Consider the following 22,210-nt stretch of genomic DNA (forward strand, 5'->3'; position numbering starts at 1 on the left):
CCTCCACTACCCAACTGCGCCGGGTCGTGGTGTTGAAGCCGGCCCGGTTCGCCTCCTCGTCGGACATGTGGACCGTCACCGGCATGTACTTCGCATAGGGCGTCCCCTCCAACGCGGCCCAAGTGGCATCGGACTCGTCGACATGGGTATCGGCATCGATCACGGACATGGCAAAACCTCCTGCACTGGCAGCGCCCGGCCTTGCTTGCGGGCGTCTTCGGATGCGTGCGAAATTTCCCTGTAGACTAGCAGCAAACCTGGTCGGCGGCAATTTGCGGGCATGGTTGAGGGAACGTCCCGGTTCCGCCATACACTCGTCAGCCGGGCGGGCGTGTGAAGCAGTTCCGTGTGCTTGCTGATTGATGCACTCGCCGTCATAGTGACTGCATGGCTGTACAAATCACCATTCGAGGCGTCCCGGAACACGTTCGCGATGAGTTGGCGGTCCGGGCGGCGTCGCGGCGGCAGACCATGCAGGAGTTTCTCCGATGTGAGTTGGAGCGCATCGCATCTCGCCCCGCGCTCGACGCGTGGCTGCGGGGCGTTCGTGAACGCAAGGAAGCGGCGGGTTTGCGCGTGGCAGCCTCCAGCATCCTGCGCGCCCGCGACGCGGATCGGACGTGATCGTCGTGGCGCTGGTGGACTCAGGCCGGGACGGACGGTGGGCGGAGTCCCTCCTGGAAAGTGGCCAAGCGGACGAAGATGCGTGAGCCGTAGTACACTGTGGAGCGGGGATTCGAGCAATGGTTAACCAGAAGACCCTGGACGAACTCGTCAGCCGGATCGTACACGTGGCCCAGCCGGAGAAAATCATTCTCTTTGGCTCGACGGCTCGGGGAGACGCACACCGTCACAGCGACGTTGATTTGCTGGTCATCAAGGCAGGAGCGCACCGGCGCAGTCTGGCGGGTCGGATTTACGAGAACCTTTTCGGTATAGGCGTGGCGGTGGATGTCGTTGTCGTAACGCCCACGGACGTGGAGCGTTACAAGGACAGCCATGCGCTGGTCATCAAGCCCGCGATGCGGGAGGGTCGGGTGGTTTATGAATCCGCCTGAGCGCTTTCCACCTGACGACCCGCGGGAATGGCTGAACCGCGCAAGAAGCAATTTGGCTCGGGCGAAACATCGGATTCCCAATGCCTACCTGGAAGATCTGTGCTTCGACGCACAACAAGCCGCAGAGAAGGCCATCAAGGCAGTGATGATCCTGCGTGGGATAGACTTTCCCTATATTCATGATCTGGCCCATTTGATGACCGTCCTCGAAGCCCGTGGCGAGCACATACCGGACGCGGTGCGCCGCGCCGCAAGACTCACATACTTCGCCGTGGACGCACGGACTGACGGAGTTTTGCGATGACCTCGGTAGCGGGTTGGACTTGGCCTGCTTCGATCTGCCTGGTTCCCAGTGCCAGGATCTTGAGAAGCGCGACGGTTTCCTGCATCCGCTCGTAATGATCTATGGCCTGCGGGACCGCCTTGGCCTCACCGTTTTTGAAGCTCATTCCCCCTCCCCAACCCCCTCCACCGTCTCCTCCATCACCAGGTCCGCCACCGCGCGCAGCGCTTGGGCGTCGGTGTCGCCCTCCAGGCGGCGCAGGCGGAAGAGGTCGATCTGGCGGTCGGCGGCGGCGCCTTCGCGGATGATGTCGAGGGTGTGGCGCACTTCCTGCTCGCAGTCCAGCGAGCGGGCGTCGTCGGCCAGTTCTTCCACCAGTTCGGCGGCGAAGTCCGCGACGTCCTTGCGGCCGCCGTGCTCGGTGTCGCCGTGGAAGCCGAGCACGCCGTAGCGTTGGGCGAGCCAGCGGTTCTCGGCGATGATCTCGGTGGGCGGTTCCTGCGGCAGGGCGCCTTCGCGGTCGAGGCGCGACAGGCGCTGGATGAGACACGCGTACAGGGCGGCGATGCACATGGCGTCGTCGATGCGCGGGCATATGTCGCAGATGCGCAACTCGATGGTGGGGAAGCGCGCGGACGGGCGGATGTCCCACCACAACTCGGTGCCGTCGCCGATGAGCCTCATGCGCTGGTAGTCGGCCACGAGTTGGTCGAATTCCGCCCGGGACCACAGGGGACCGGGCAGGCCGGTGCGCGGCAACGCGCCGAGCAGTGTCAGCCGGTAGGACTTGAACCCGGTCTCCCGCCCGCCGCTGAAGGGCGACGAACCGGAAAGGGCGTGCAGCAGCGGCATGTAGCGCCGCATGGCCGTCATGACGCGGATGCGCGAGTCGGCGTCACCGAAGCTCGCATGGATGTGCATGGCGCTCACCAGGAACCGGCGCGCGTCCTCCTGGAACAGGTTGGCCAGCCGTTGGTACCGTTCCTTGGGGGTGTGCATCTGGGATTCCCACGCCGCGAAGGGGTGGGTCGACGCCGCCATCACCCGGGCGCCGTGCCGGCGCGCGCCCTCGGCCGCGATGGCGCGCGTCTCCTGAAGCGCGCCGCGCAGCTCGGCCACCGACTCGCACACGCGCGTGTTGCATTCGATCTGGGCGCGAATGAACTCGTGGACGAACAAGTGGGGTCCGCGGTTCTTCTCGCACCAGTCGAAGATCCCGGGGTCCGGGTCGGCGATCATGTCCCGGGTTTCCGGGTCGACCAGAAAGAACTCTTCCTCGATGCCGAAAGTGATGTCCATGAGTTCACCCGATTCGGTGCTGGTGACGTTGCCTTCCGTTGCCCGTTCGCTGCCTTCCTTCAACCCATTTTATCACAACCGCGATGCTGCCTGAGTTTCCGGGTTCCCTGCGGCAGTACGGAGTTTATTTTACACGGCTTGCAGGCGGGGGCGCGACCCTGTATAAGGGCGGGTTTACGGTGACGCGATCGATGGCTCCCAAGGCTTTTGCCGACGTCAGCATGATCACGCCCAATCAAACAATCCTTCCCCTTCTCGCCGTGGCGTTCTCCATGACCCTGTTCCACTCCGCCGATGCCCACATGTGCCTGAAGGCCGGAGGCGTCGAGACGGGAACCTTCTGTGAGCACGAAGACGGTGTCCGAGACGGCCACGGCCACGAATCCGAGGGCCACGGCGACGCCGGCCGCATGGTCCACATCCGACGGATGACGTGCAAGGACGGGGCCGTGGCCCGCTGGAAACCCGTGGGCCGTGACGTGGTGACGTTCAAGGTCAACGATCGGGCCGGGGTATCCCTGGAGGTGGCGCTCGCGATACGCCGTGGCGTGCTGCAATGGAACCGGGTGCAGCCTTTCTACGTCATGCAGGAAAGGGCGAGTGAGGAGGCGGACATCACCATCGAGTTGCTCGACGACCTGTTGCCCGGGATCGTGGGCGCCGCCCAGGTCAAATGCCGTAACGCACGGGAGGGGATCCGCAAGGCTTACGTGTACCTGGCGCTCAAGGGGGTGGGCTCCGTGGAGGCCCAGAACATGACCGCCCACGAGATCGGCCACGCCATGGGATTGGGCCATTCGGATCACAGCCACGACCTCATGGACGCCAAGCTGGCGGAGAAGAACATCGACGAGCGCATGATCTGTCCCAGCAACCTGAACCGCGCGGGATTGATCGCCGGCATGCACTCCTATTCCATTCCCGAGGATGAGTGGAGCGAAATGGAATGCTGGGGGCGGACTTCGGGATGAGCACCGTCGACCGGCAAGAGCGGCGGGGTTGCGGCGCCGAAGACCGGTGACGCGGTGATGATCTCCGAATGGACGATCCCGTCCGCGCTGGCCGACTTCCATGACATCGAGAATACGCTCAGGGGCAGGCGCGCGGCGGTGTTCCTCGACTACGACGGGACCCTGACACCCATCGTCGACACCCCCGAGCAGGCCGTGCTCTCCGACGAGATGCGCGCGGTGGTGCGGCGGCTGGGCGACCGTTGCGTGACCGCCATCGTCAGCGGGCGCGCGCGCAAGGACGTGCAGGCGCACGTCCGCCTCGACAACCTCTTCTACGCCGGGACACATGGATTCGAGATCGTCGGTCCCGAGGGCTCCGGCATCCACCACGAGGTGGGGCAGGAGTTTCTCCCGGCCATGGAGGAACTGCATCAGCGGCTGCGCCGCGCCCTCGGGAATACCTCCGGTCTCTTGCTGGAAACCAAGGGCTACTCCCTGGCGGTGCACTACCGGCTCGTGCAGGAGTCCGCGGTGGCAGGCGTGGAGTCCGTGGTGGACGGGTTGATGCCGGACTACCCCACGCTGCGCAAGACCCACGGCAAGAAGGTCTTCGAGATCCGTCCGCGGTTCGACTGGAACAAGGGCAAGGCGGTCCAGTGGATCCTGGAGGCTCTCGACCTCGACCACGCGGACGTGGTGCCGTTCTACCTGGGCGACGACACCACCGACGAGGACGCCTTCGAGGCGGTGGACGGCAGGGGCGTCGGGATTCTCGTGGCCGACGAGGCCCGTCCGACGGCGGCGCGGTACCGGCTGGAGGAAACTGCCGAGGTGGCGCGTTTCCTCCAGTGTCTGGTACGTGTTCTGCATGAGTCCACGTAACGCCCCCGCGACAAGCTGATGGAGGACCGGCGCCAAGAGTTCTGGAGCCGCCTCCGTGCCGGGGGCATCCCCGGCGTTCCGGATGAGTTCTCGGTCACGTTCGCCCATCAGGTGATCCCGGCCGCCGTGCTGGACGAGATCGACGCGTTCATCCGCGTCTTCGAGGACGTCACCACCCGGCCGGTGTGGCAGGAGGCCGTGGTCGGATCGTCGGGCCAGAGCGTGCCGGCGCACCGGCCGGAGGTGTGCTTCTTCAGCGCCTGGGACTTCCATCTGCCTCCACAGGGCCCGTGGCAGGTCATCGAGTTCAACGACAACGGCTCCGGGCTTCTCTTCGCCGGCCTCATCAACGAATGCTACCATGCGCTCCTGGAGCCGGACCGCGGGGCCATCGTCGAAGCGCCGCCGTCGGCCGCCGAACTGGGGCAGCACATCATCCGCATGGTGCGGCGGGAGGCCGAGGGTTTCTTCGGCACCATGCCCGACGGCCTCTTCCTCATCCTGGACGAGCCCGCGGCCCTGGAACGGGGCAAGTTCCAGCGCGAGATGGAGATGCTGCGGGAGCTGTTCCGCGAGGAGGGCTGGCGCGCGGAAGTGGCCTCCACGGCGGAACTCGACTGGGACGGGACGCGGCTGCGGCACCGCGGCGAGCCGGTGTCGTTCATCGTCAACCGTTCCACGGACTTCTACCTGGAGAAGGACGTGACGCGCGCGTTGCGCGCCGCGTTCCTGGGAGGCGGCGTCTACGTCGCGCCCAGTCCTTTCACCTACGCCACGCGCAGCGACAAGCGGCTGCTGGAGTTCCTTTCCTTGCCGCAATGGGACGGTGACCTCGGCATCGAGGCCGGCGAGCGCACGGTCCTGAGCCGGCACATCCCCGAGACCCACCTGCTCCGGCCAGACAACCTCGACAGCCTCGCCGCGGACCGGGACCGGTTCGTCTTCAAGCCCATCCGCAGCCACGCGAGCCGGGGCTTTCTGCCCAGCGCGCGCGTGGGCCGCTCGCGCCTGCAACGGCTGGTGCGGCGCGGCGAGGGCTACGTCGCCCAGCGCAAGGTGGGACGGCCGCGCATCCCTCTCGGCGGCGACGGACACGTGTGGGCCGACCTGCGCGTGTGGGGCTACCGTGGCGAGCGCGTGCTCCTGTCCGGGCGCACATCCATCGACGAAAACTCGCTGGACCTGAGGCCGCCAGCAGGGTGGCTCCCCACCTTCGCCGCCAAGCCAAGTTGAGGAGTTGACCGCCCCGGCGGCGTGGTCTACCTATGGACGAGTTCCGGGAGCGCGGAACGCGGCCCGCACCCGTCATTCCCACCCTCCTATCCGTCATTCCCGCGAAAGCGGGAATCCAGGGGTTGGGGGGCGAGCCTTGACGCCGACGCGGACAATCGTAACCAACGGAGGAAGCGAACATGATCGAAGTCAACGGACTCACGGGCGGAGAAGCCTTTCTGCGCGTTCTGTCGGGCATGGGCGTGGAGCGCATCTTCGCCTCGCCGGGCTCGGAGTGGTCGCCGGTATGGGAGGCACTGGCCAAGCCGGACGAGAGCATGCCGGTGTACCTGAGTTCGCGCCACGAAGAGATCGCGCTGGCCATGGCCAGCGGCTACGCCAAGGCCACCGGCAAGCTGCCCGGCGTCATGATCCACACCACCGTCGGCGCGCTGCACGGCTCCATGGCCCTGCGCGGCGCGCTCCACGAGCAGGTGCCCATGGTGGTCTTCACCGGCGAGTCCATCGCCTTCGGCGAGGACGACGGCCCCGATCCCGGCGGCCAGTGGATGCGCTTTCTCTCGGACGTGGGCGGCCCGGCGCGGCTGGTGGACCGGTGCGTGAAGTGGAGCTTCGGGGTCAACGACAAGAACATCCTGGTGTCCACCATCCAGCGCGCCTGTCAGATGGCCATGAGCTCGCCGCGCGGACCGGTGTTCGTGTCGCTGCCCATGGAGTACCTGTTCGACAAGGTCACGCGGGAGGCGCCCCTCAAGGTGTCCATGCCCACCATGCCGAGCCCCGACCCCGAGGGGATCGCGGAGTTGGCGGGTCTGCTGCGCACGGCGCGGAACCCCGTCATCGTGAGCGAGAACGCGGGCAAGAACACGGCCATCGTGGAGCGCATGGTAGAGTTGGCGGAACTGCTCAGCGCCCCTGTGGTGGAGACCCGCAGCAGCGGCTACTTCAACTTCCCGCGGAACCACGAGCTGCACGCCGGCTTCGACCCCGGCGAGTACATGGCAGATGCCGACGTGGTCTGCCTCATCGGCGCCACCCAGCCGTGGCATCCGGCATCGGCGTCCATCGCCCAGGGCGCCAAGGTGGTGGCCCTGGACGAGGAGCCGCTGCACATGAACCTGCCCTACTGGGGCGTGCAGGTGGACCTGAGCATCGCGGGCGAGCTGGAGGCGTCCCTGGGCGCGCTGGTGGAGCGGCTCGGCCAGGACGGGGTCGACGGCGGCGCCGCGGCGACGGAACGACGCGCGAAGCTGCGCGAGCAGGGCGCGGCGCGCCGGGCCGCGTGGGCCGAGCATGCCCGGAGCCTGGAATCCAAGGAGCCCATGGACACCGACTGGGTCATGTACCAGCTCAACCAGGTGCTGCCCGAGGACGTCTACCTGGTGGAGGAGACCATCACCCACCGCATGGCCCTGCACCAGTACCTGGACCGGGTCAAGCCCGGCAACTTCTTCAGCGGCTGCATCGGCGGCCTGGGCACGGGTCTCGGCACCGCCCTGGGCGTCAAGGCCGCGCAGCCGGACCGTCCCGTGGTGCTGGTCATCGGCGACGGCTCCTTCAACTACAACCCGGGCATCGCGGGCTTCGGCTTCGCCCAGGAATTCCGCATGCCGATCCTCATCGTGCTCATGAACAACCACGGCTACAAGTCCATGAAGCGCGGCGTGCCGGCGTACTACCCCGAGGGCTGGGCGGTGCGCACCAACCAGTTCGTCGGCACCTCCATCGCGCCGGCGCCGGACTATCCGGCCATCGCCCGGGCCTTCGACGGATTCGGCGAGCGCGTGCAGAATCCGGCCGAGGTCAAGGGGGCTCTGGAGCGGGGCCTCCAGGCCGCCCGCGAAGGACGGCTCGCACTGGTGGACCTCTGGCTGGAGCCGGTCAACGAATAGCAACCCGTCGGATGACGCTTCGCTAATCCGACCTGCGGCTTCAACGGGTCGGGACGGCGGACTCCATGGCAGGTCGGGTTAGCCGAAGGCGTCACCCGACACCCCTGAGACTGAGAGGACGGCAGCCCCATGAAGATTCTGCGCTTCAACGACGATCGCATCGGCGTCCTCAAGAACGGCGCCAACGTGGTGGACGTGAGCGGCATCATCCAGCACCGCGTGGAGAAGGGTCCGCAGCGGGTGATGGAGGAGGTGATCGCCAACTTCGACGACTACCGTAAGGAGTTTGAGCGGTTGCTGCGCGAGGGGTCCGGTTTCCCGTTGAGCGTGGTCAAGCTGCTGGCGCCCATCCCGAGACCGAGTAAGTGCCTCGCCGCGTTCGTCAACTATCTGGATTCCCCCGAGCGCACGCCCGAGAGCCTCCCCATCGAGTTCTTCTACAAGGCGCCCGAGCTGCTGGGGCCGGAAGGAGCGGTGGAGTTGCCCGACATTCCGGCGGTGGTGGTGACCCAGCCCGAGGCCGAGCTGGCCTTCGTCATGGGGCCGTGCGGCCGGGACGTCTCCGAGGCCGACGCCATGGACGCCGTCTTCGGCTACGTGCCGTTCTTCGACATCTCCAACCGGGGAATGGTGCGCAGGACCCAGTTCCTCCCCAAGGGGCAGAGCACGCACAGCCCCTGCGGCCCCTGGATCACCACCGCCGACGAGGTCCCCGATCCCCACGACCTCACCGTCAAGTCCTGGGTGGGCGGCGAGGCCCGGCAGGACTACAACACCCGCCACATGGCCCACAAGATCCCGGAGCTGGTCTCGTGGCTGTCGCGCTTCGTGCAGCTCCAGCCCGGCGACGTCATCGCCACCGGCACCTACCACGTGGGCCTCGGCCCCATGAACAACGGCGACACCCTGGAGATCGACATCGAGAAGCTCGGCAAGGCACGCTTCACCGTCCGCGCCGACGGCCCGCGCAAGGACACCGAGTGGATGCCGGGCAAGTCGCAGCCGCCCGCCGGGGGCGGGATGTCGAGGGTGTAAGGGCGCCGGACTAGCGTCTTCCCTTCCGGGGCCACTGCTGAGCCGCTGGCAGGCCTTCCTGGCTAGTTCCGTTTCAGTTCCGCCAACTCGTCCCGCAACGCGCGTATCTCGGCCTGCAGGTCCGTCAGGGTCGGTTCGGAGCCGGATGCCGTGGATGGCTTGCTTGCGTCCTCTCCATGGCCGTGGGTCTGCATCGCGTCGACGATGATGCCGATGAACAGGTTCAGGACGGCGAACGACGTGATCAGGATGAACGGCACAAAGAAGAGCCAGGCATACGGGAACACCTGCATCACCGGCCGCACGATACCCATGGACCAGCTCTCCAGGGTCATGATCTGGAACAGTGTATAGGCCGAGCTGCCGATGTTTCCGAACCAGTCCGGGAAGCGGTCGGCGAACAGGTTGGTGGCCATCACCGAGAACACGAAGTAGATCACCAGGAGCAACATCACCACCGAGCCCATGCCCGGCACCGCGTGCAGCAGCGCGCCGACAACGCGGCGCATGGCGGGCACGGTGGATATCAGCCGGAAGACACGAAGGATCCGCAAAGCCCGCATCACAGAGAGAAACTCGGTGGCCGGGATCAGCGCGATGGCCACCACGATGGTGTCGAAGTGGTTCCAGGCGTCGCGAACGAAATCGCGGCGCTGTCCCACCACCTTGAGCAGGATCTCCACCACGAAGATCGCCAGGATCACCCGGTCGGCGAGCTTGAGGAAGCTACCGGCCGCCGCCATGGCCGCCGGACTGGTCTCCAGCGCCAGCACCAGGGCGTTCAGCACGATCAGGATCGTGATCCACTGTTGCGTGGCGCGGTGCTCGACAAATGAGCGGATACGGTCCAAGAGAGTTCGGTCACGGAGGGTTACAGATTCGCCCATCACTCATTCCCGGTTCGGTGCGGGAGTGAACCACAGGAAGCGTGAGGTGACAAGGCGATGGGCGCGGCTCAGGTATCCACCGGCTCGAACACCAGTTCCGGCACCACCACCTCCCATGTGTCGCATTTGGCGGCGTCGCGGTAGCTGGGCTCGGACGCCTCACGGCTCCACGCGATGATCGCCAGCACAGAGGCGGACCGGCAACGCATGCCAGGCGGCGGCTCGAAGCTCGCGGCGAGGCGCCCTACGGTCGTACCGGCGGAGTCCTGCAGTTCCCACCGGCCTCCGTTCACCACCCGTGTTTCCAGCGCGGTGCCGGGCGCCAGCGCGGCGATGGCCCGGTGCGTCATGTGGCGGGCGGCATGGCGCCCGGCGAACCCCAGGTCCACGTCACGGAGAGTGGGCTGGACGTGGCGGTATCGTAGCGAGGGTTGGCAGGAGGGAAGTTCGAGCGGGTCCCGGCGGAGTACGGAGGGACGCGTGAGCAACCCGTCCTGTAGCGGCTGAGCTCCTTCGAAACTCGCGAGCGCAAGGGTCTCCCGCGCCCGCGTCATGGCCACATAGAGGAGCCGCCGCGGCGCGTCGGGGTCGTCGTTGCGTGCCACGCGTTCCCATCCCCCGTCCAACACGGCGACGTGATCGAATTCCAGCCCCTTGGCGCGGTGGGCGGTGAGCAGAAGGAGGCCGCGCTGCCGCCGACGTATCTCACGGCCCCACTCGGCGAACCATTCGATGACGTGGTCTACGGAGGTTTCGCCGCCGCCGGTTTCCAGCGCGTGCTCGTCGATGGCTTGCCGAAGCAGATCCTGCCAAGGGCCGGCCGGGCACGCTTCCACCGCACCGCGCAGTGCTGCGCCGTCCACGAGCCCGGAGTCGCGACCTCGCAGCCATTCGACGAGGTTCCGGGTTTCGCGCAGACGCCAGAAGCCGGGAATCTCCTCGTTGCCCATCTGAACCGGGATTTCGTTGGCCTCGCAGAACGCGCGCACCGGGACCAGATAGCTCCATTCGCGTGCGATCACGGCACAGCGAGCCCAATCCCAGTCGGGTGACCGGGTCGACAGCCGCTGCAACTCCGCCATGACGATCCTCGCCTGCGCCACCGGGTCCCGCGGCGTAGACAGGATTTCAACCCGTCCCCGTCCCACGGGATCCAACTCCTGCCAAGTCCCGCCCGGCGCCTCCTTGGCCCGTGCCGCGTTGATGCGAATGGGATACTCTTCCTTCATCCGATCCCGCGCCGGCCCGATGACGGTGTTGGCCGCGTCGATGATATGGGCGGTGGAGCGGTAGTTCTCGATGAGGTGTACGGGCCGCGGCCCGTAGTCCTCCTGGAAGCGACGGATATACTCCACCGAGGCGCCGTTGAAAGCGTAGATGTTCTGGTCGTCGTCGCCCACCGCGAATACGGTGAGCTTGCCGGCTTCGTCGTCGAGCGTCCGCCCGGCGAGCGCCGAGATCAATTCGTACTGGTCCGCGGCGATGTCCTGATACTCGTCCACCAGGATCCAACGGAAACCAGCCAAAAGACGCGTCCTCTGCTCGTCGGCATCCTCCGGCGCAAGCCCTTGTCCGCGCAGCAGGTCGATGGCCCTTTGCAGCACGTCCCGGAACATATCGTCGTCCGGGCGTTCCTCGCGCCCGGTAAAACTCGCTCCGGCGAGTCGCATGGCCAGGGCATGGCAAGTCATCACGGTCACGCCGCGCGCGTCATCGCCGATCAGCTCCCCGAGGCGGCGGCGGATGTCCACGGCCGCATGCCGGTTGTAGGCCAGCGCCAGGATGCCGCGGGCGTTCTCGCGCCGGGCGCGGATGAGATAGGCGATGCGGTGGACCAGCACACGGGTCTTGCCGGAGCCCGGGCCTGCCAACACCAGCACGTTGGTCTGCTCGCGGTCGTCGGCGACGATGCGCTGCTGCACGGGGTGCTTGAGTTCCTCCACGATAGCCGTCCACGACTCGGGCGTGGTCTGTCTCCCGATCTCGCGGGTGCGTCCGGGCAGCCAGCGTTCGAGGAACGCATCCTGCTTCAGCGCGAAGTAGTCCAGCGCCATCCGGGTCGCATCGGCCACGGCTTTCAGGCCGCGCTCGGCGAACTCCACCATCACGTGGATCTGCATCACCTGTCCGCGGTAGTGAAACGCCAGGGGTGTGAAGTCGGCGTTGGCGAAGCCCCGCCGCTCTTGTTGCAGGTGGATCGTCATGGCAGGCCGGAACACCGTCAACCCCTTGTTGAGACGGATGACCTCCAGCTCGTGCAGCCACAGCAGGGCGCGGTCCAGCAGCCTTGCCGGGTAGCGGATTCTGCTCTTGATCTCCAGGTCGGATACCAGGGCATGGGTGAGCCGGCCCAGGGTGGTCTCCGCCAGCAGGTCCGTGCCGCGGGCGCCTGGCGGCAGGCATTCCAGCAGGTGCTGGAGCAGGAGCCTGGCTCCGTCGCGCCGTATGCGCGCGGTCTCCTCCACTGCTTCCCATTCGCGGTGCAGCGTCACCCGCACGATCTCCGCGTCGAGCTTGCGCGCGGCGAGGCTGCCGGCGGCGCCGTCCTCGCCACGGCCGTCGTAGGCGATGCCCCGGAGGATGCGCCACAGCCGTTCCGGCAGGGGGTCGGTCAGGCCCTCGTCCCGCAGCACCTGGGAGGCCACACGCAGGTGCAGCGACGAGGTGTCGCCCTTGCCCAGGTCCGGCGCCGCGTCGCGCATGTGCCGGATCAGCGCGGTCTCCAGTTCGGTCGCCGCCTCCAGACGCTTCAGGGAAGAGTGTTCCACGCCCGCGTGAACGAACGCGGTCAAGGCCGTGTCGTTGCTGGCGATGTCCAGCCGTTCCAGGTCGTAGAGGGCGTGGCGCACGCCCTCGGGGCTCAGGCCGGACACGCCCATCAGTTCGTCGGTGGAGAGGCCGTCGTCCGGCCTGGCGTCGATCAACGCCGCGGCCACGCGTTCCAACTGGTCGCGATAAGCCGCCGTGACGGGCGCTCGCTGAAGACGTTCGCGCACCTCCTCCGCCGACCGCACGCGCAGTGACGAGGGGAACACCTGCACGCGGTTCTCTTCCCGCGTGAGCAACTGCGCCTCTTCCAGCCACGCGACCGCGGTGCGCACGCGGGTGTCGTCGGTGGCGGAGTCGCGCTCGAACACCTGCTCCTCGTCCTCGCCGAGGATCTCTCCGGCGGTGGCCACCACCTCGCCGCGCATGCGCTTCTTCCGGTCCAGGTTGCGCAGCGCCCGCAGGATGCCGTGGATCTCCGCTCGCGTCAGCCGCGAGCGCGCCGACATGCCGAACTGCCGCTCCACGTCCTCGGCCGAGTACAGCAGCACGCAGCGCGCCTCGGCCCGGTCGCGGCCGGCGCGGCCCGCCTCCTGGAGATAGTTCTCCAGCGACCCCGGGATGTCGGCGTGTATCACCAGCCGCACGTCGGGCTTGTCGATGCCCATGCCGAAGGCGTTGGTGGCGGCGATGGCGTTCAGTTCGCCGCCGATGAAGCGCCGCTGCACGTCCTTCTTGGTCTCCGGCGAGAGCCCCGCGTGGAAATGGTCCGCGGCCACGCCCTTGAGTTGCAGAAACTCCGCTACCTCTTCGCTCTGGCGGCGCGTGGCGCAGTAGATGATGGCGCCGCCGGGCGCTCCCGCCGGCAGGTGCGAGGTCAACACTTGGTGGATGTCGGCGAACTTCGCGCCGCCGGAGGTGGGCATGACCTCGAAGGTCAGGTTGGAGCGCTCGACGCCCCCGTTGATGACCGCCAGCTCGATGCCGAGCCGGTCGCGGAAGTGTCGCGTGATGTCGTTCACTACGTCCGGCTTGGCCGTGGCCGTGAGACACAGCACCGGCGGCGGCTCGCCGTCGGCTCTCTCCCGGATGAACCGGCCCACGTAGAGGTAGTCGGGGCGGAAGTCGTGCCCCCAGCGCGACAGGCAGTGGGCCTCGTCCAGCACCCAGGCGCCTATCTCCCGCTGGCCGAGGGCGCGGCGCAGGGAAGGCGCCCGGAGCTGTTCGGGCGAGCAGAGCAGGATGCCCGCGTCTCCGAGCCGCACCCGGTCCAGGGCGTCGGCGCGCTCGGGCATGGACAAGAGCCCGTTCACGGCTACGCAACAGGCAATGCCGCGTGCCTCCAGTCCGGCCACCTGGTCCGCCATGAGCGCCACCAGGGGCGAGATCACCACCGTCAGCGCGCCGGTCTTGTCGTAGCGCGACAACGCCGGGATCTGGTAGCACAGCGACTTGCCCGTGCCCGTGGGCAGGATCCCGAGCACGTGCCGGCCGGTCATGGACGCCTCGACGATGGTGCGCTGCATCGGCCGTCCGTCGTCGTCCACAGGCTCGGGCCGGAAGTCGTTGAAGCCGAACCAGCGCTTGAGCTCCTTGCGCGGGTCGTGGCGTTCCCGGCACCAGCCGCAGTCAGGCTCCGCGCAGGCCATGTCCCGCAGCCGCCGCACCAGCCGGCCCGCCTCCGGGAACTGGTGGCGCACCCAGGGAGGCATGACCGAATTGCCGCCGGCCACCGAAAGCCACGCCAGCGCATACGCCAGGGACCAGCGGGAGCGGGCCGTCGCCGCCGGCTCCTTGGCTTGGGCCGGTCCGTCCGCCTGCGCCGCCACCACCTCGGCCGCCTGGACGGCGCAGCCGGCGCCTTCAAGCCGCCTCCGGATGGCGGCGCGCGCTGCGGCATCCGACGGGCGGCCCGCGCCGCCGCGGAGATCGGAGAAAACCGCGTCCAGCGTGCGATCCGCGCCCTTCGGAGAGGGCATGACCAGCCAGTGCCACGCCGTCAGGAGATCGGCGTCCGCTTCCTTGAGTGCCCTTCGTTGGTCCCCGAACACCCCAAGCGCCAGGCGGGCGTCCAACTCGGGATCGTTCACCTGCCGGCGCCGCAGCCCGCCGTCCTGGTAGTGCTTGACGAGGTGGTGATAGGGGTTCCGCGGGAAGGCTAGAGGGTTCAGGCGTAACGTGTCCACTACCGGCAGCCGAAGGAGCCGCAGGTCGGGCTTCGCGGCCCGCAGGTGGGACAGGTCGAAGGCGATCAGGTTATGTCCGAGAAGGAAAGAGGCGCCGTCGGCAAATGCATCGAGTCTGTCGAGGGCCAGGTTCAGGTCGCCGCCGGAATAGGTCAGAGGGCGTCCGGTATCCTCGCGCACGGCACCGAAAGCGTGAATCGTCTCATCGTTCTTACCGACCTCCAGATCCAGCGCGAGGCAGCCCGAGAGGATAGGATCGCGTTCCCCGGTTCCCAACCGTACCTCCTCGAATGCGTCATTCCCACGGAACAGGCCGTGTCAAACTCCCTACGCAAACATGTCACAATACGTCATTCCCGCGGAAGCGGGAATCCAGGGGCTGTGGTGGGGCTTTACATACCGGCTTATGAATACGCGAGGACACTTGGGTTGAACTAGAAACTCAACGAGATGTCCCGGTGGTGCGACAGGCAGGCGGCCACTTCCTTGGCCGTCGAGGTCGGCAGGCGTTCGAGCTGGCGGATGCCTATGGTTTCGCGCAGGGCGTCCTCGTAGGCGGCCAGACCGGGGTCCAGGTCACGGGCGGCGCGGGAGCGCCATTGCAGCTCCCGCTCCAACTCGGCCACCGCATCCCCCAGCCGCTTCTCGGCGCGTTGCCGGCCGGAGGCGCCGCGCCTCGCGTCCGAGCGCGCCTTCGAGAGGTTTTCCCGCAAGTCGTGGGTTCCGGGAACGGCGCGGAGTGCCCGCTCGGCGTCGCGGATCGCGGCGCCCGCCTGTTGAGGCGGTTGCGTGCTCAATATCTCCGGCAAGGCCTTGATCTTCGCGCCGGCTGCTTCCAGGGCCGGAACCTTGGCGAGCGTCTCGCGCACCGTTCGAACCGACGAGGCGGCATCGTCGACATTGCGCCGGTAGTCGCGGCGGGCGGTGTTTTCCTTCTTCTCCAGTGCTAGGTAGCGCTTGCGCAGCTCCTTCTCTCCCTCCGGGCGCGTCGCCTCCACCTGTTCCCTTCGCTTCGTCAGCTCCTCGACCTCGTGGCGCAACTCCGCTACCACCTCGGCGTCGGCATTCCGTCCCATCCGCCGGATGGTGGTCCGGATCTCGCGGATCTCCCGGTCGATGCGCCGCTCGTCCGCGTTGATCCTCCGGACCACGGCATGGGTGGACTTGTAGGTCTCCCCGAACGCCTTTCGTTCCGCGTCGGTACGGCGGACCTCGGAAACCAGGTCGAAGGTGCGCGCGGCCTTTTCCATGCCGCCCGTCAGGCTCTTGCGCACTTTCTCCGGGAGATAGCTCGTATCGAGGCCTTGAGCGGTCCGTATGCTTGCCCGGATGGTCTCGGCGTCGCGATCGTACTGCTCGAACAGGTACTGTTCCAGGCAGCGCTGGAGGCGCGGGTTCCGCGGCGGCGGCGCGGTCTCCCCGGTGAGCGACGTGCGTGCCGGCAGGTAGTTCACGAGGGGAGGATAGAACCCGACGATGCCCAGGGCCACGAGCTGCAGCGCGATGAACGCCACCACGCCCCGGTAGATGTCCGTGGTCAGCACCGAGGGCGGGGCGACGCCGCGCAGGTAGAACAGGGCGAAGCCGAACGGCGGCGTCAGGAAGGAGGTCTGCATGTTGACGCCGATCATGACGCCGAGCCACACCGCGGTGATGTTGGCGGAGGGATCCGACAGCAGGATGGGCGCCACGATGGGCACCACCACCACCGCGATCTCGATGAAGTCGAGGAAGAAGCCGAGGATGAAGATCACCGCCATGACCACCACGAACTGGGTCCAGAAACCGCCCGGCAGGGTGGTCAGGAACTCCTTCACCAGCTCCTCGCCGCCGAAGCCTCGGAACGCCGCCGTGAGCATGGCCGCGCCCAGCAGGATGATGAAGACCATGGCCGTGGTCTTGGCGGTCTCCACCATGACGCCCGCGAGCATCCGTTCCGTGCGGTAGGCGCGCCAGCCGCTCCACACCACCGCCACCAGCAGTCCGGTCACCGCGATGGCGGCGGCGATGACGCCAGCCGCCTCGTAGGCGCCGTGGACGGTGCGTATGTTCAGGTCGACGGTCGCCAGCAGGACGAACAGCGCGATCAGGGAGACGCCCGCGATGATGGCAGGCGTGAAGGACCCGCGCTGTCCTTCGGTCAGCCGGTATCCGGCCATGATGGTGGCGCCGACGGCGCCGATGGCGCCGGCCTGGTTGACCGTGGCGATGCCGGCGATGATCGACCCGAGCACTGCCAGGATCAGCGCCAGGGGCGGCACCAGCGCCAGCACCACCTTGAGGGCGAACTCGCGATCGAAGCGCCCCTCCATGGGGATGGCCGGCGCGCTGCCGGGCCGGATGAGCGCCACCGCCAGGATATAGATGACGTACAGGCCCACCAGCACCAGCCCGGGCACGATGGCGCCCAGGAACATGTCGCCGGCGCTGGCCGAGGTGATGTCGAACTCCGTGGGCATGACGAAGTTGCCGGTGGCGGCCTTGTAGTCCACCTGCCGCAACGTGCTCGCCTGGTCGGTGGCGTTGGAGAGCTGGTCGGCCAGGATGATCAGCACGACCGAGGGCGGGATGATCTGGCCCAGGGTCCCGGCCGCGGAGATGGTCCCGGTGGCGAGCTGCCGCGAGTAGCCGTTGCGCAGCATGGCGGGCAGCGAGATCAGGCCCATGGCCACCACGGTGGCGCCGAGAATGCCGGTGGTGGCGGCGAGCAGGGCCCCCACCAGCACCACCGAGATGCCGAGACCGCCCGGCACCGGCCCGAACAGGCGCGCCATGGTCACCAGCAGGTCCTCGGCGATCTTGGAGCGCTGCAGCATGATGCCCATGAACACGAACAGCGGCACGGCGATGATGGTGTCGCGTTCGACCTCCCAGTAGACCCCGCGGAAGTTGGTGACGCCGGCGGTGAGCCACTGGACGGGGCCGTCCTGGGCGAAGAAGGAGTGGGTGTCGCCGGTGAAGACGTAGCCGGCCACCGCGGCCAGCCCGATGGTCAGGATGGCCGAGCCGGGGAGCGCGAACGCCACCGGGAAACCCGATGCCAGGGCCGCGGCCATGGCCAGGATCAGCAGTGCGAGGAAGAACAGTTCCACGTCAGGACGGCTCGGGTGTTGGATGACTTGCGGCTTGGCCGCGCAGGACGGCCATGGCGTCCAGGAAGTACGCCAGGAACTGCGTCATCATGGAGACGGCGTAGACGGCGAGGAACCCCGCCATCAGGTACTTGACGTAGAGGCCGAAGCCGCTCTGCGACGTCTCGAAGTAGAGCAGCGGGCTGTTGATGACCGACGCCTTGCCCGACATGCCCACGGCAAGGATGGTCCAGCACAGCGGCACGCCCAGGACCATGGAGCCCCACGCGTTGACCAGGGCCTTGCGCCGTTCGCTGAAGTGGGTGAACAGGACATCCACGCGCACGTGGCCCCCCGCGACGAGCGTGTGGGCGCTGGCGAACAGGAACAGCGCGGCATACCAGAAACGTACCAGGTCGCCCATGAAGGCCTGCTCGTAGGAGAAGATGAAGCGCGCGATGACGATCTGGAACTCGGCCACCACCACCAGCAGCGAAAGCCAGATGAAGTCGAGCCCCCGCTTGAAGCACGCGATCACCGCCGCGATGAGTATCAGGGGGAGATGCACGTAGGTGCCGCGTAAGCGGGAGATGCCCAGTTGCTGTGCCAGCGTGTCGCCGAAAACCGCGGGCAACAGTCCTTCCACGCGCAGGAAGGAAATGATGCCGTCGACGATGCCGATCAGGAACGTTGCCCAGAACGCCGTGCCGATGATATAGGCGGTGACCGCGCTGAGCAGCGCGGCGTCCGAGGCGAAGGGCCGGTCGCGCGTCCTGAGCGCGAGGACGATGACGGCGACTACCGTGAGGACATAGCTGGCGAGCTGCAGCCATGCCTGGAGCGCCGCCGTTCCGCGCAACGGTCCGCCCATGAAGACGCGCCCCGCGCCGGGCCAGCCCTGCCAGAAGTCGAGGTAGTTGTTGAAGAGGTAAACAAAGGTCGTCGCGGCCAGCGACAGCGCCAACGCGCGATAGAGCGCATTCGCCGTGCCGGGTCGGTTGCCGTCCGCGTCCGACCGAGCCCTTGCCACCGTGGAGAAACCTGGTGCGAACCGGGAGCCCGTCGCGACGATCAGACAAGCTCCCGGACTACGGGCCGGTCCCCGCGCACGGTGCCGGCCCGCAGTTCCATGTGTTTAGCCGGACATGCCCAGCACGCGGTTGCGCTGTGCCACGTATGCCTGGTCGGAGACGTTCGACCAGCCGCCGATTTCCTCGCGCGCCTTGACGAAGCTCTCGTGGATGCGCCGGGCAAGGGCGCTGTGCCCCACTACCCCGGCAAAGACTTCCTCGGCCGCCTTGCCGAACGAGTCGTAGATGTCGTCGTTGAACCTGCGCAACTGGACTCCCTGGTCGCGCCTCAGCCGGGCCAGCGCGGCGCCGTTCTTGGCGTTGTACTCGGACATCATCACGTCGTTCTCCATGCCGGCCGCGGCCTCGATCAACGTCTGATCCGACTTCGACAACGACTCCCAGAACTTCTTGTTGAAGCCCGCCGACAACATCGAGCCGGGCTCGTGCATGCCGGGATAGTAGTAGTACTTGGCGGCCTCGTAGAACTTCATGACCTCGTCGTTCCAGGGTCCCACCCATTCGGTGGCGTCGATGGCGCCCGAGACCAGGTTCTCGTAGATCTGCCCGCCCGGCAGAGACACCGGCGAGGCGCCGAGCTTCGCCATGACGTCGCCGCCCAGGCCCGGGATACGCATCTTGAGGCCCTTGAGGTCGTCCGCGTCGTTGATCTCCTTGCGGAACCAGCCGCCCATCTGGACGCCCGTGTTGCCGCACATGACACCCTTGAGTCCGAATTCCCCGGCCAACTCGTCCCACAGCTCCTGCCCGCCGCCGAAACGGACCCAGCCGTTGAACTCGGTGTACGTGAGCCCGAAGGGCACCGACGTGAAATAGGCCCAGCCGGGATGCTTCCCCTTCCAGTAGTAGTCGGCCGCGTGGTAGGCCTGCGCGTTGCCCGAGGCCACCTCGTCGAACGAGTCGAAGGCGCCGACGCGCTCGCCCGCGGCGAAGTAGCTCACCTGGATGCGGCCGTCGCTCATGTCGTTGAGGCGCTTGGCGAAACGCTGCGCGCCGGTGCCGAGACCCGGGAAGTCCCGCGGCCAAGTGGTGACGATAGCGATCTCGACGCGGTCCTTCATGGCCGCGGGGGCCTTCTGGGCCTGGACCAGCTTGCCGCTCGACAAGACCGTAGCGGCCGTGCCGACCGCGGCGCCTGTGATAAAGTCACGACGTTTCATGTGATCCTCCTTGTTCAAGAGTTGTCCGTCATCTGGACCGGAAATACTACGACAACCGGGAGCTTGGTGCAACGATAAACTCCCATGCTGCGTGCCTGGCGGATTGCATATCGTCAGTGGCGTTCACGAACGCTGGTCACGAGCAGGCCGAACGTGGCGAACGCCAGCGCCGACCCCATGAGCATGGCCAGCGTCATGTTGTCCAGCCACGTGATCAGCAGTCCCATGGCCACCGGTGTGGTCTGGGCCGCCACGTAGTGCATGGACATGATGAGGCCGCTCGCCTCGCCCAGCCGGCCCTTGGCGGCGGAGTCCTGCGCCAGCGCCACCACCAGCGAGGGGACCGGAGACTTGGACAGGCCCAGGAGACAGATGCCCGCGGCCAGGGCCAACGGATGGGTAAGCCAGCCGTAGACGGCCAACACCACCAGCACGCCGGGGAAAGCGCCCATGAGAATGATGCGCTTCCGTCCCAGGCGGTCTGACAGTATTCCCAGCACCATGGCTCCGAGGATGGGGGTGGCGCCCCAGGCCGCCATGACCAGACCCGCCTCGTCGAGCGTCAGTTTCACGACCTCGCGCAGAAACGTCGGGGTCCAGGAAGAGGTGATCCAGAACACCGAGCCGCCGAAGAACTGCGCCGCGGCCAGAAGGACCATGTTCCGGTTCATCATCCGCGGCTTCCGGACGCTCGCCGTGCGAGGGGCCGTTTGCGCCCGGGCCGGTTCCCGGATGCGCAGCCACTGGATCAACGCAATGGTGGCGGCGATGCAGCCCACGGTGGCCATGGCGCCGCGCCAGCCGAACCGCTGGATGATGGCGGCGGCGACGATGGGGCCGCTGACGCTGCCGAGGCCGTAGGTGGCCGACAGCATGCCCATTCCCAGTCCCCGCCGCGTCGGCAGGAGGTCCGACACCAGGGACAGGACCGCGGCGGTGATGGCGCCGTATCCCAGGCCGGCCAGAGCCAGCAAGGCCACCGCGACCCAGTAGCTCTGGATGGTCGATACGAGCCCGAAACCGGTGCCCAGGGCGAGACCGCCGAAGACCAGGACCCTGCGCCGGCCGAGACTGTCGGAAAGGCGCCCGGCCGACCAGCTCGCGCACGCCGCGGCCACGAAGATGGCTGTGAAGAGGGTGCCCGCTCCGACTCTGGAGAGATCCAGGCTTGCGCGGATCTCGGGCAGCCCGATTCCCAGGACCGCCACCACCATGGCCGGTCCCACGGCGGAAAGGGCCGCCACCAGCACGGACCCCCAGTCGGTCCGGCTGGACTCGGGAGTCGTGGTCACGGGTCAGCGGTCCCGGGATGGAGTGGTGTACGGCCCCGCGTGGGGGGCCGTACTGTGGTTGTGTATGGTCAAGCTACGCGCCGAGGGCGATCTCGTTGATGCACGGGAGCCCGCTGGCGATCGTGCGGCAGCCCGATTCCTCGACGATCATGATCTCGCCTTCGGAGGTGGCGGCGATGATGCCGGGGCCGTCCGGGTCGGGGATCGTGTCCATGATGCCGCCGCGGAGATCCTCGGCCAGGGTCCTCCAATCGGCGGCGCCGTGCTCGCTCCGCATGATGGCCGCGCTGGCCCGTACCTTGCGCACCCAGGTATTGGGCCGGCCCAGGGTGACGCCGAGATACAGGCTGCCGTCCTCGGCCTCGGTGATGGTCGTGCCGTAGGTGCGGACGTCGGACGGAGTGATCTCGTTCCAGTGGGCCGCCCGGTCGCGGCTCCGGAAGACCCCTTCGCCGCAGGCCGCCACTACCATCTCCGGCTCGTGCCTGCAGTGGTGGAGCTGATGGATGTCGCGGTCCCACAGGCCTTCGTTGGCCGTGCGCCAGTCCGCGCCGTTGTCGTCGCTCACCAGCAGGCCGCCCACCTCGATGCCGGCGTAGAGCCGCGAGGGCGAGGCGGGATCGCCGGTGAGATAGCGGGTCCGGGGCGCCTGGGCCGGATTGGGCGGAAAGACACCGCAGGAGCCGCCCTCGCGCACCCCCGGCAACTCCTCCCACCCCTTCCCGGGGGCGCCGTGGAACAGCGCCGCCGGACGGGTGCCGACGTAAAGCGATCCGGGCAACGCCCACAGCGAGAAGATGTCGAGATGCGGCACGTTGGGCGTGGACCGCGTCCAGGTTTCGCCGCCGTCGGTCGTGTAGAACAGCCCCGAGTGCTCGGTGCCGCCGTAAACGGTCCGCGGATCCTCCGGATCGACCGCGATGCAGCTCAGGTTCCAGAACGTCAGGTCGCGGTCCACCTGGTTCCAGGAGTCACCGTTCTTCTCGAAGCGGTACCACCCGGAATGGGTCATCACGTGCAGCGCCTTCGTGTGGCCGTTCGTATCGCTCATGGCGGTCTCCTCCCGTGGTTTGGGTATGAAGCGGACAGGGAATGCGTACCGGAAAGCTAGCCGAGCACTAA

Annotated in this window: 16 protein-coding genes and 1 pseudogene; 8 read left to right on the forward strand and 9 right to left on the reverse strand. The window is 67.3% G+C overall.

The genetic code is table 11. The annotated features are described in order from the left end of the window. Positions 1-387 precede the first annotated feature (387 nt). The 3 genes from OXU42_12845 to OXU42_12855 all read left to right on the forward strand — a co-directional run bounded on the left by OXU42_12845 (position 388) and on the right by OXU42_12855 (position 1,362). Positions 388-624, forward strand: a complete 237-nt coding sequence (locus OXU42_12845) for a hypothetical protein (GenBank protein MDE0030275.1) — start codon at positions 388-390, stop codon at positions 622-624. Positions 625-743: 119 nt separating this feature from the next. Continuing rightward, entirely contained in the window at positions 744-1,058 is a 315-nt protein-coding gene (locus OXU42_12850) for a nucleotidyltransferase domain-containing protein (protein MDE0030276.1), read from the forward strand. Continuing rightward, complete coding sequence (locus OXU42_12855) at positions 1,045-1,362, forward strand: HEPN domain-containing protein (GenBank protein ID MDE0030277.1); 318 nt, start codon at positions 1,045-1,047, stop codon at positions 1,360-1,362. Before OXU42_12850 ends, OXU42_12855 begins: the two co-directional genes overlap by 14 nt. Here OXU42_12855 and OXU42_12860 read toward each other — a convergent pair. Beyond that, positions 1,316-1,498 (reverse strand): annotated as a pseudogene (locus tag OXU42_12860) (antitoxin, Phd family protein). The gene OXU42_12855 and the pseudogene OXU42_12860 sit on opposite strands and share 47 nt — an antisense overlap. A gap of 5 nt (positions 1,499-1,503) precedes the next feature. Further along, complete coding sequence (locus OXU42_12865; protein ID MDE0030278.1) at positions 1,504-2,703, reverse strand: carboxylate-amine ligase; 1,200 nt, start codon at positions 2,701-2,703, stop codon at positions 1,504-1,506. 128 nt (positions 2,704-2,831) lie between these two features. On the opposite strand from OXU42_12865, the gene OXU42_12870 reads away from it, so the two are divergent. From OXU42_12870 to OXU42_12890, 5 genes are all read left to right on the forward strand, one after another. Continuing rightward, the gene (locus OXU42_12870) at positions 2,832-3,611 is read left to right on the forward strand and encodes a matrixin family metalloprotease (protein MDE0030279.1); all 780 of its coding nucleotides are present in this window, start codon (positions 2,832-2,834) and stop codon (positions 3,609-3,611) included. Positions 3,612-3,668: 57 nt separating this feature from the next. Then, positions 3,669-4,475 (forward strand): trehalose-phosphatase, encoded by an 807-nt coding sequence (gene otsB / locus OXU42_12875; GenBank protein MDE0030280.1) that lies wholly within the window; start codon positions 3,669-3,671, stop codon positions 4,473-4,475. A gap of 18 nt (positions 4,476-4,493) precedes the next feature. Then, a complete protein-coding gene (locus tag OXU42_12880; GenBank protein ID MDE0030281.1) occupies positions 4,494-5,708 on the forward strand; it encodes a hypothetical protein in 1,215 nt (404 codons plus the stop codon). A 179-nt stretch (positions 5,709-5,887) separates the two neighbouring features. Beyond that, positions 5,888-7,600, forward strand: a complete 1,713-nt coding sequence (locus OXU42_12885; GenBank protein ID MDE0030282.1) for a thiamine pyrophosphate-binding protein — start codon at positions 5,888-5,890, stop codon at positions 7,598-7,600. Between the two features lie 129 nt (positions 7,601-7,729). Continuing rightward, positions 7,730-8,635: a fumarylacetoacetate hydrolase family protein gene (locus OXU42_12890; GenBank protein ID MDE0030283.1), complete on the forward strand. Its 906-nt coding sequence runs from the start codon at positions 7,730-7,732 to the stop codon at positions 8,633-8,635. A gap of 62 nt (positions 8,636-8,697) precedes the next feature. On the opposite strand, the gene OXU42_12895 is transcribed toward OXU42_12890, so the two are convergent. From OXU42_12895 to OXU42_12925, 7 genes are all read right to left on the reverse strand, one after another. Beyond that, positions 8,698-9,522, reverse strand: a complete 825-nt coding sequence (locus OXU42_12895) for an ion transporter (GenBank protein MDE0030284.1) — start codon at positions 9,520-9,522, stop codon at positions 8,698-8,700. Positions 9,523-9,590: 68 nt separating this feature from the next. Beyond that, on the reverse strand, positions 9,591-14,000 hold the full coding sequence (locus tag OXU42_12900; GenBank protein ID MDE0030285.1) for a RecQ family ATP-dependent DNA helicase: 4,410 nt from the start codon (positions 13,998-14,000) through the stop codon (positions 9,591-9,593). A 908-nt stretch (positions 14,001-14,908) separates the two neighbouring features. Continuing rightward, entirely contained in the window at positions 14,909-17,566 is a 2,658-nt protein-coding gene (locus tag OXU42_12905; GenBank protein MDE0030286.1) for a TRAP transporter large permease subunit, read from the reverse strand. Position 17,567: 1 nt separating this feature from the next. Beyond that, a complete protein-coding gene (locus tag OXU42_12910; GenBank protein ID MDE0030287.1) occupies positions 17,568-18,575 on the reverse strand; it encodes a TRAP transporter small permease subunit in 1,008 nt (335 codons plus the stop codon). Between the two features lie 105 nt (positions 18,576-18,680). Continuing rightward, complete coding sequence (locus OXU42_12915) at positions 18,681-19,796, reverse strand: TRAP transporter substrate-binding protein (protein ID MDE0030288.1); 1,116 nt, start codon at positions 19,794-19,796, stop codon at positions 18,681-18,683. A gap of 113 nt (positions 19,797-19,909) precedes the next feature. After that, positions 19,910-21,088, reverse strand: a complete 1,179-nt coding sequence (locus OXU42_12920; GenBank protein MDE0030289.1) for an MFS transporter — start codon at positions 21,086-21,088, stop codon at positions 19,910-19,912. 73 nt (positions 21,089-21,161) lie between these two features. After that, positions 21,162-22,139, reverse strand: coding sequence for a hypothetical protein (locus tag OXU42_12925; protein ID MDE0030290.1), 978 nt, complete (start codon positions 22,137-22,139; stop codon positions 21,162-21,164). Positions 22,140-22,210: the final 71 nt, after the last annotated feature.

Source organism: Deltaproteobacteria bacterium (assembly GCA_028818775.1).
Classification (GTDB): Bacteria; Desulfobacterota; Binatia; order UBA9968; family JAJDTQ01; genus JAJDTQ01.

Bases quoted from the DNA above. Each gene is read 5' to 3' on its own strand.
- OXU42_12845 (MDE0030275.1), top strand. From the start codon at position 388: ATGGCTGTACAAATCACCATTCGAGGCGTCCCGGAACACGTTCGCGAT.
- OXU42_12850 (MDE0030276.1), top strand. From the start codon at position 744: ATGGTTAACCAGAAGACCCTGGACGAACTCGTCAGCCGGATCGTACAC.
- OXU42_12855 (MDE0030277.1), top strand. From the start codon at position 1,045: ATGAATCCGCCTGAGCGCTTTCCACCTGACGACCCGCGGGAATGGCTG.
- OXU42_12870 (MDE0030279.1), top strand. From the start codon at position 2,832: ATGGCTCCCAAGGCTTTTGCCGACGTCAGCATGATCACGCCCAATCAA.
- otsB (MDE0030280.1), top strand. From the start codon at position 3,669: ATGATCTCCGAATGGACGATCCCGTCCGCGCTGGCCGACTTCCATGAC.
- OXU42_12880 (MDE0030281.1), top strand. From the start codon at position 4,494: ATGGAGGACCGGCGCCAAGAGTTCTGGAGCCGCCTCCGTGCCGGGGGC.
- OXU42_12885 (MDE0030282.1), top strand. From the start codon at position 5,888: ATGATCGAAGTCAACGGACTCACGGGCGGAGAAGCCTTTCTGCGCGTT.
- OXU42_12890 (MDE0030283.1), top strand. From the start codon at position 7,730: ATGAAGATTCTGCGCTTCAACGACGATCGCATCGGCGTCCTCAAGAAC.
- OXU42_12895 (MDE0030284.1), bottom strand. From the start codon at position 9,522: ATGGGCGAATCTGTAACCCTCCGTGACCGAACTCTCTTGGACCGTATC.
- OXU42_12900 (MDE0030285.1), bottom strand. From the start codon at position 14,000: ATGCCTCCCTGGGTGCGCCACCAGTTCCCGGAGGCGGGCCGGCTGGTG.
- OXU42_12915 (MDE0030288.1), bottom strand. From the start codon at position 19,796: ATGAAACGTCGTGACTTTATCACAGGCGCCGCGGTCGGCACGGCCGCT.
- OXU42_12925 (MDE0030290.1), bottom strand. From the start codon at position 22,139: ATGAGCGATACGAACGGCCACACGAAGGCGCTGCACGTGATGACCCAT.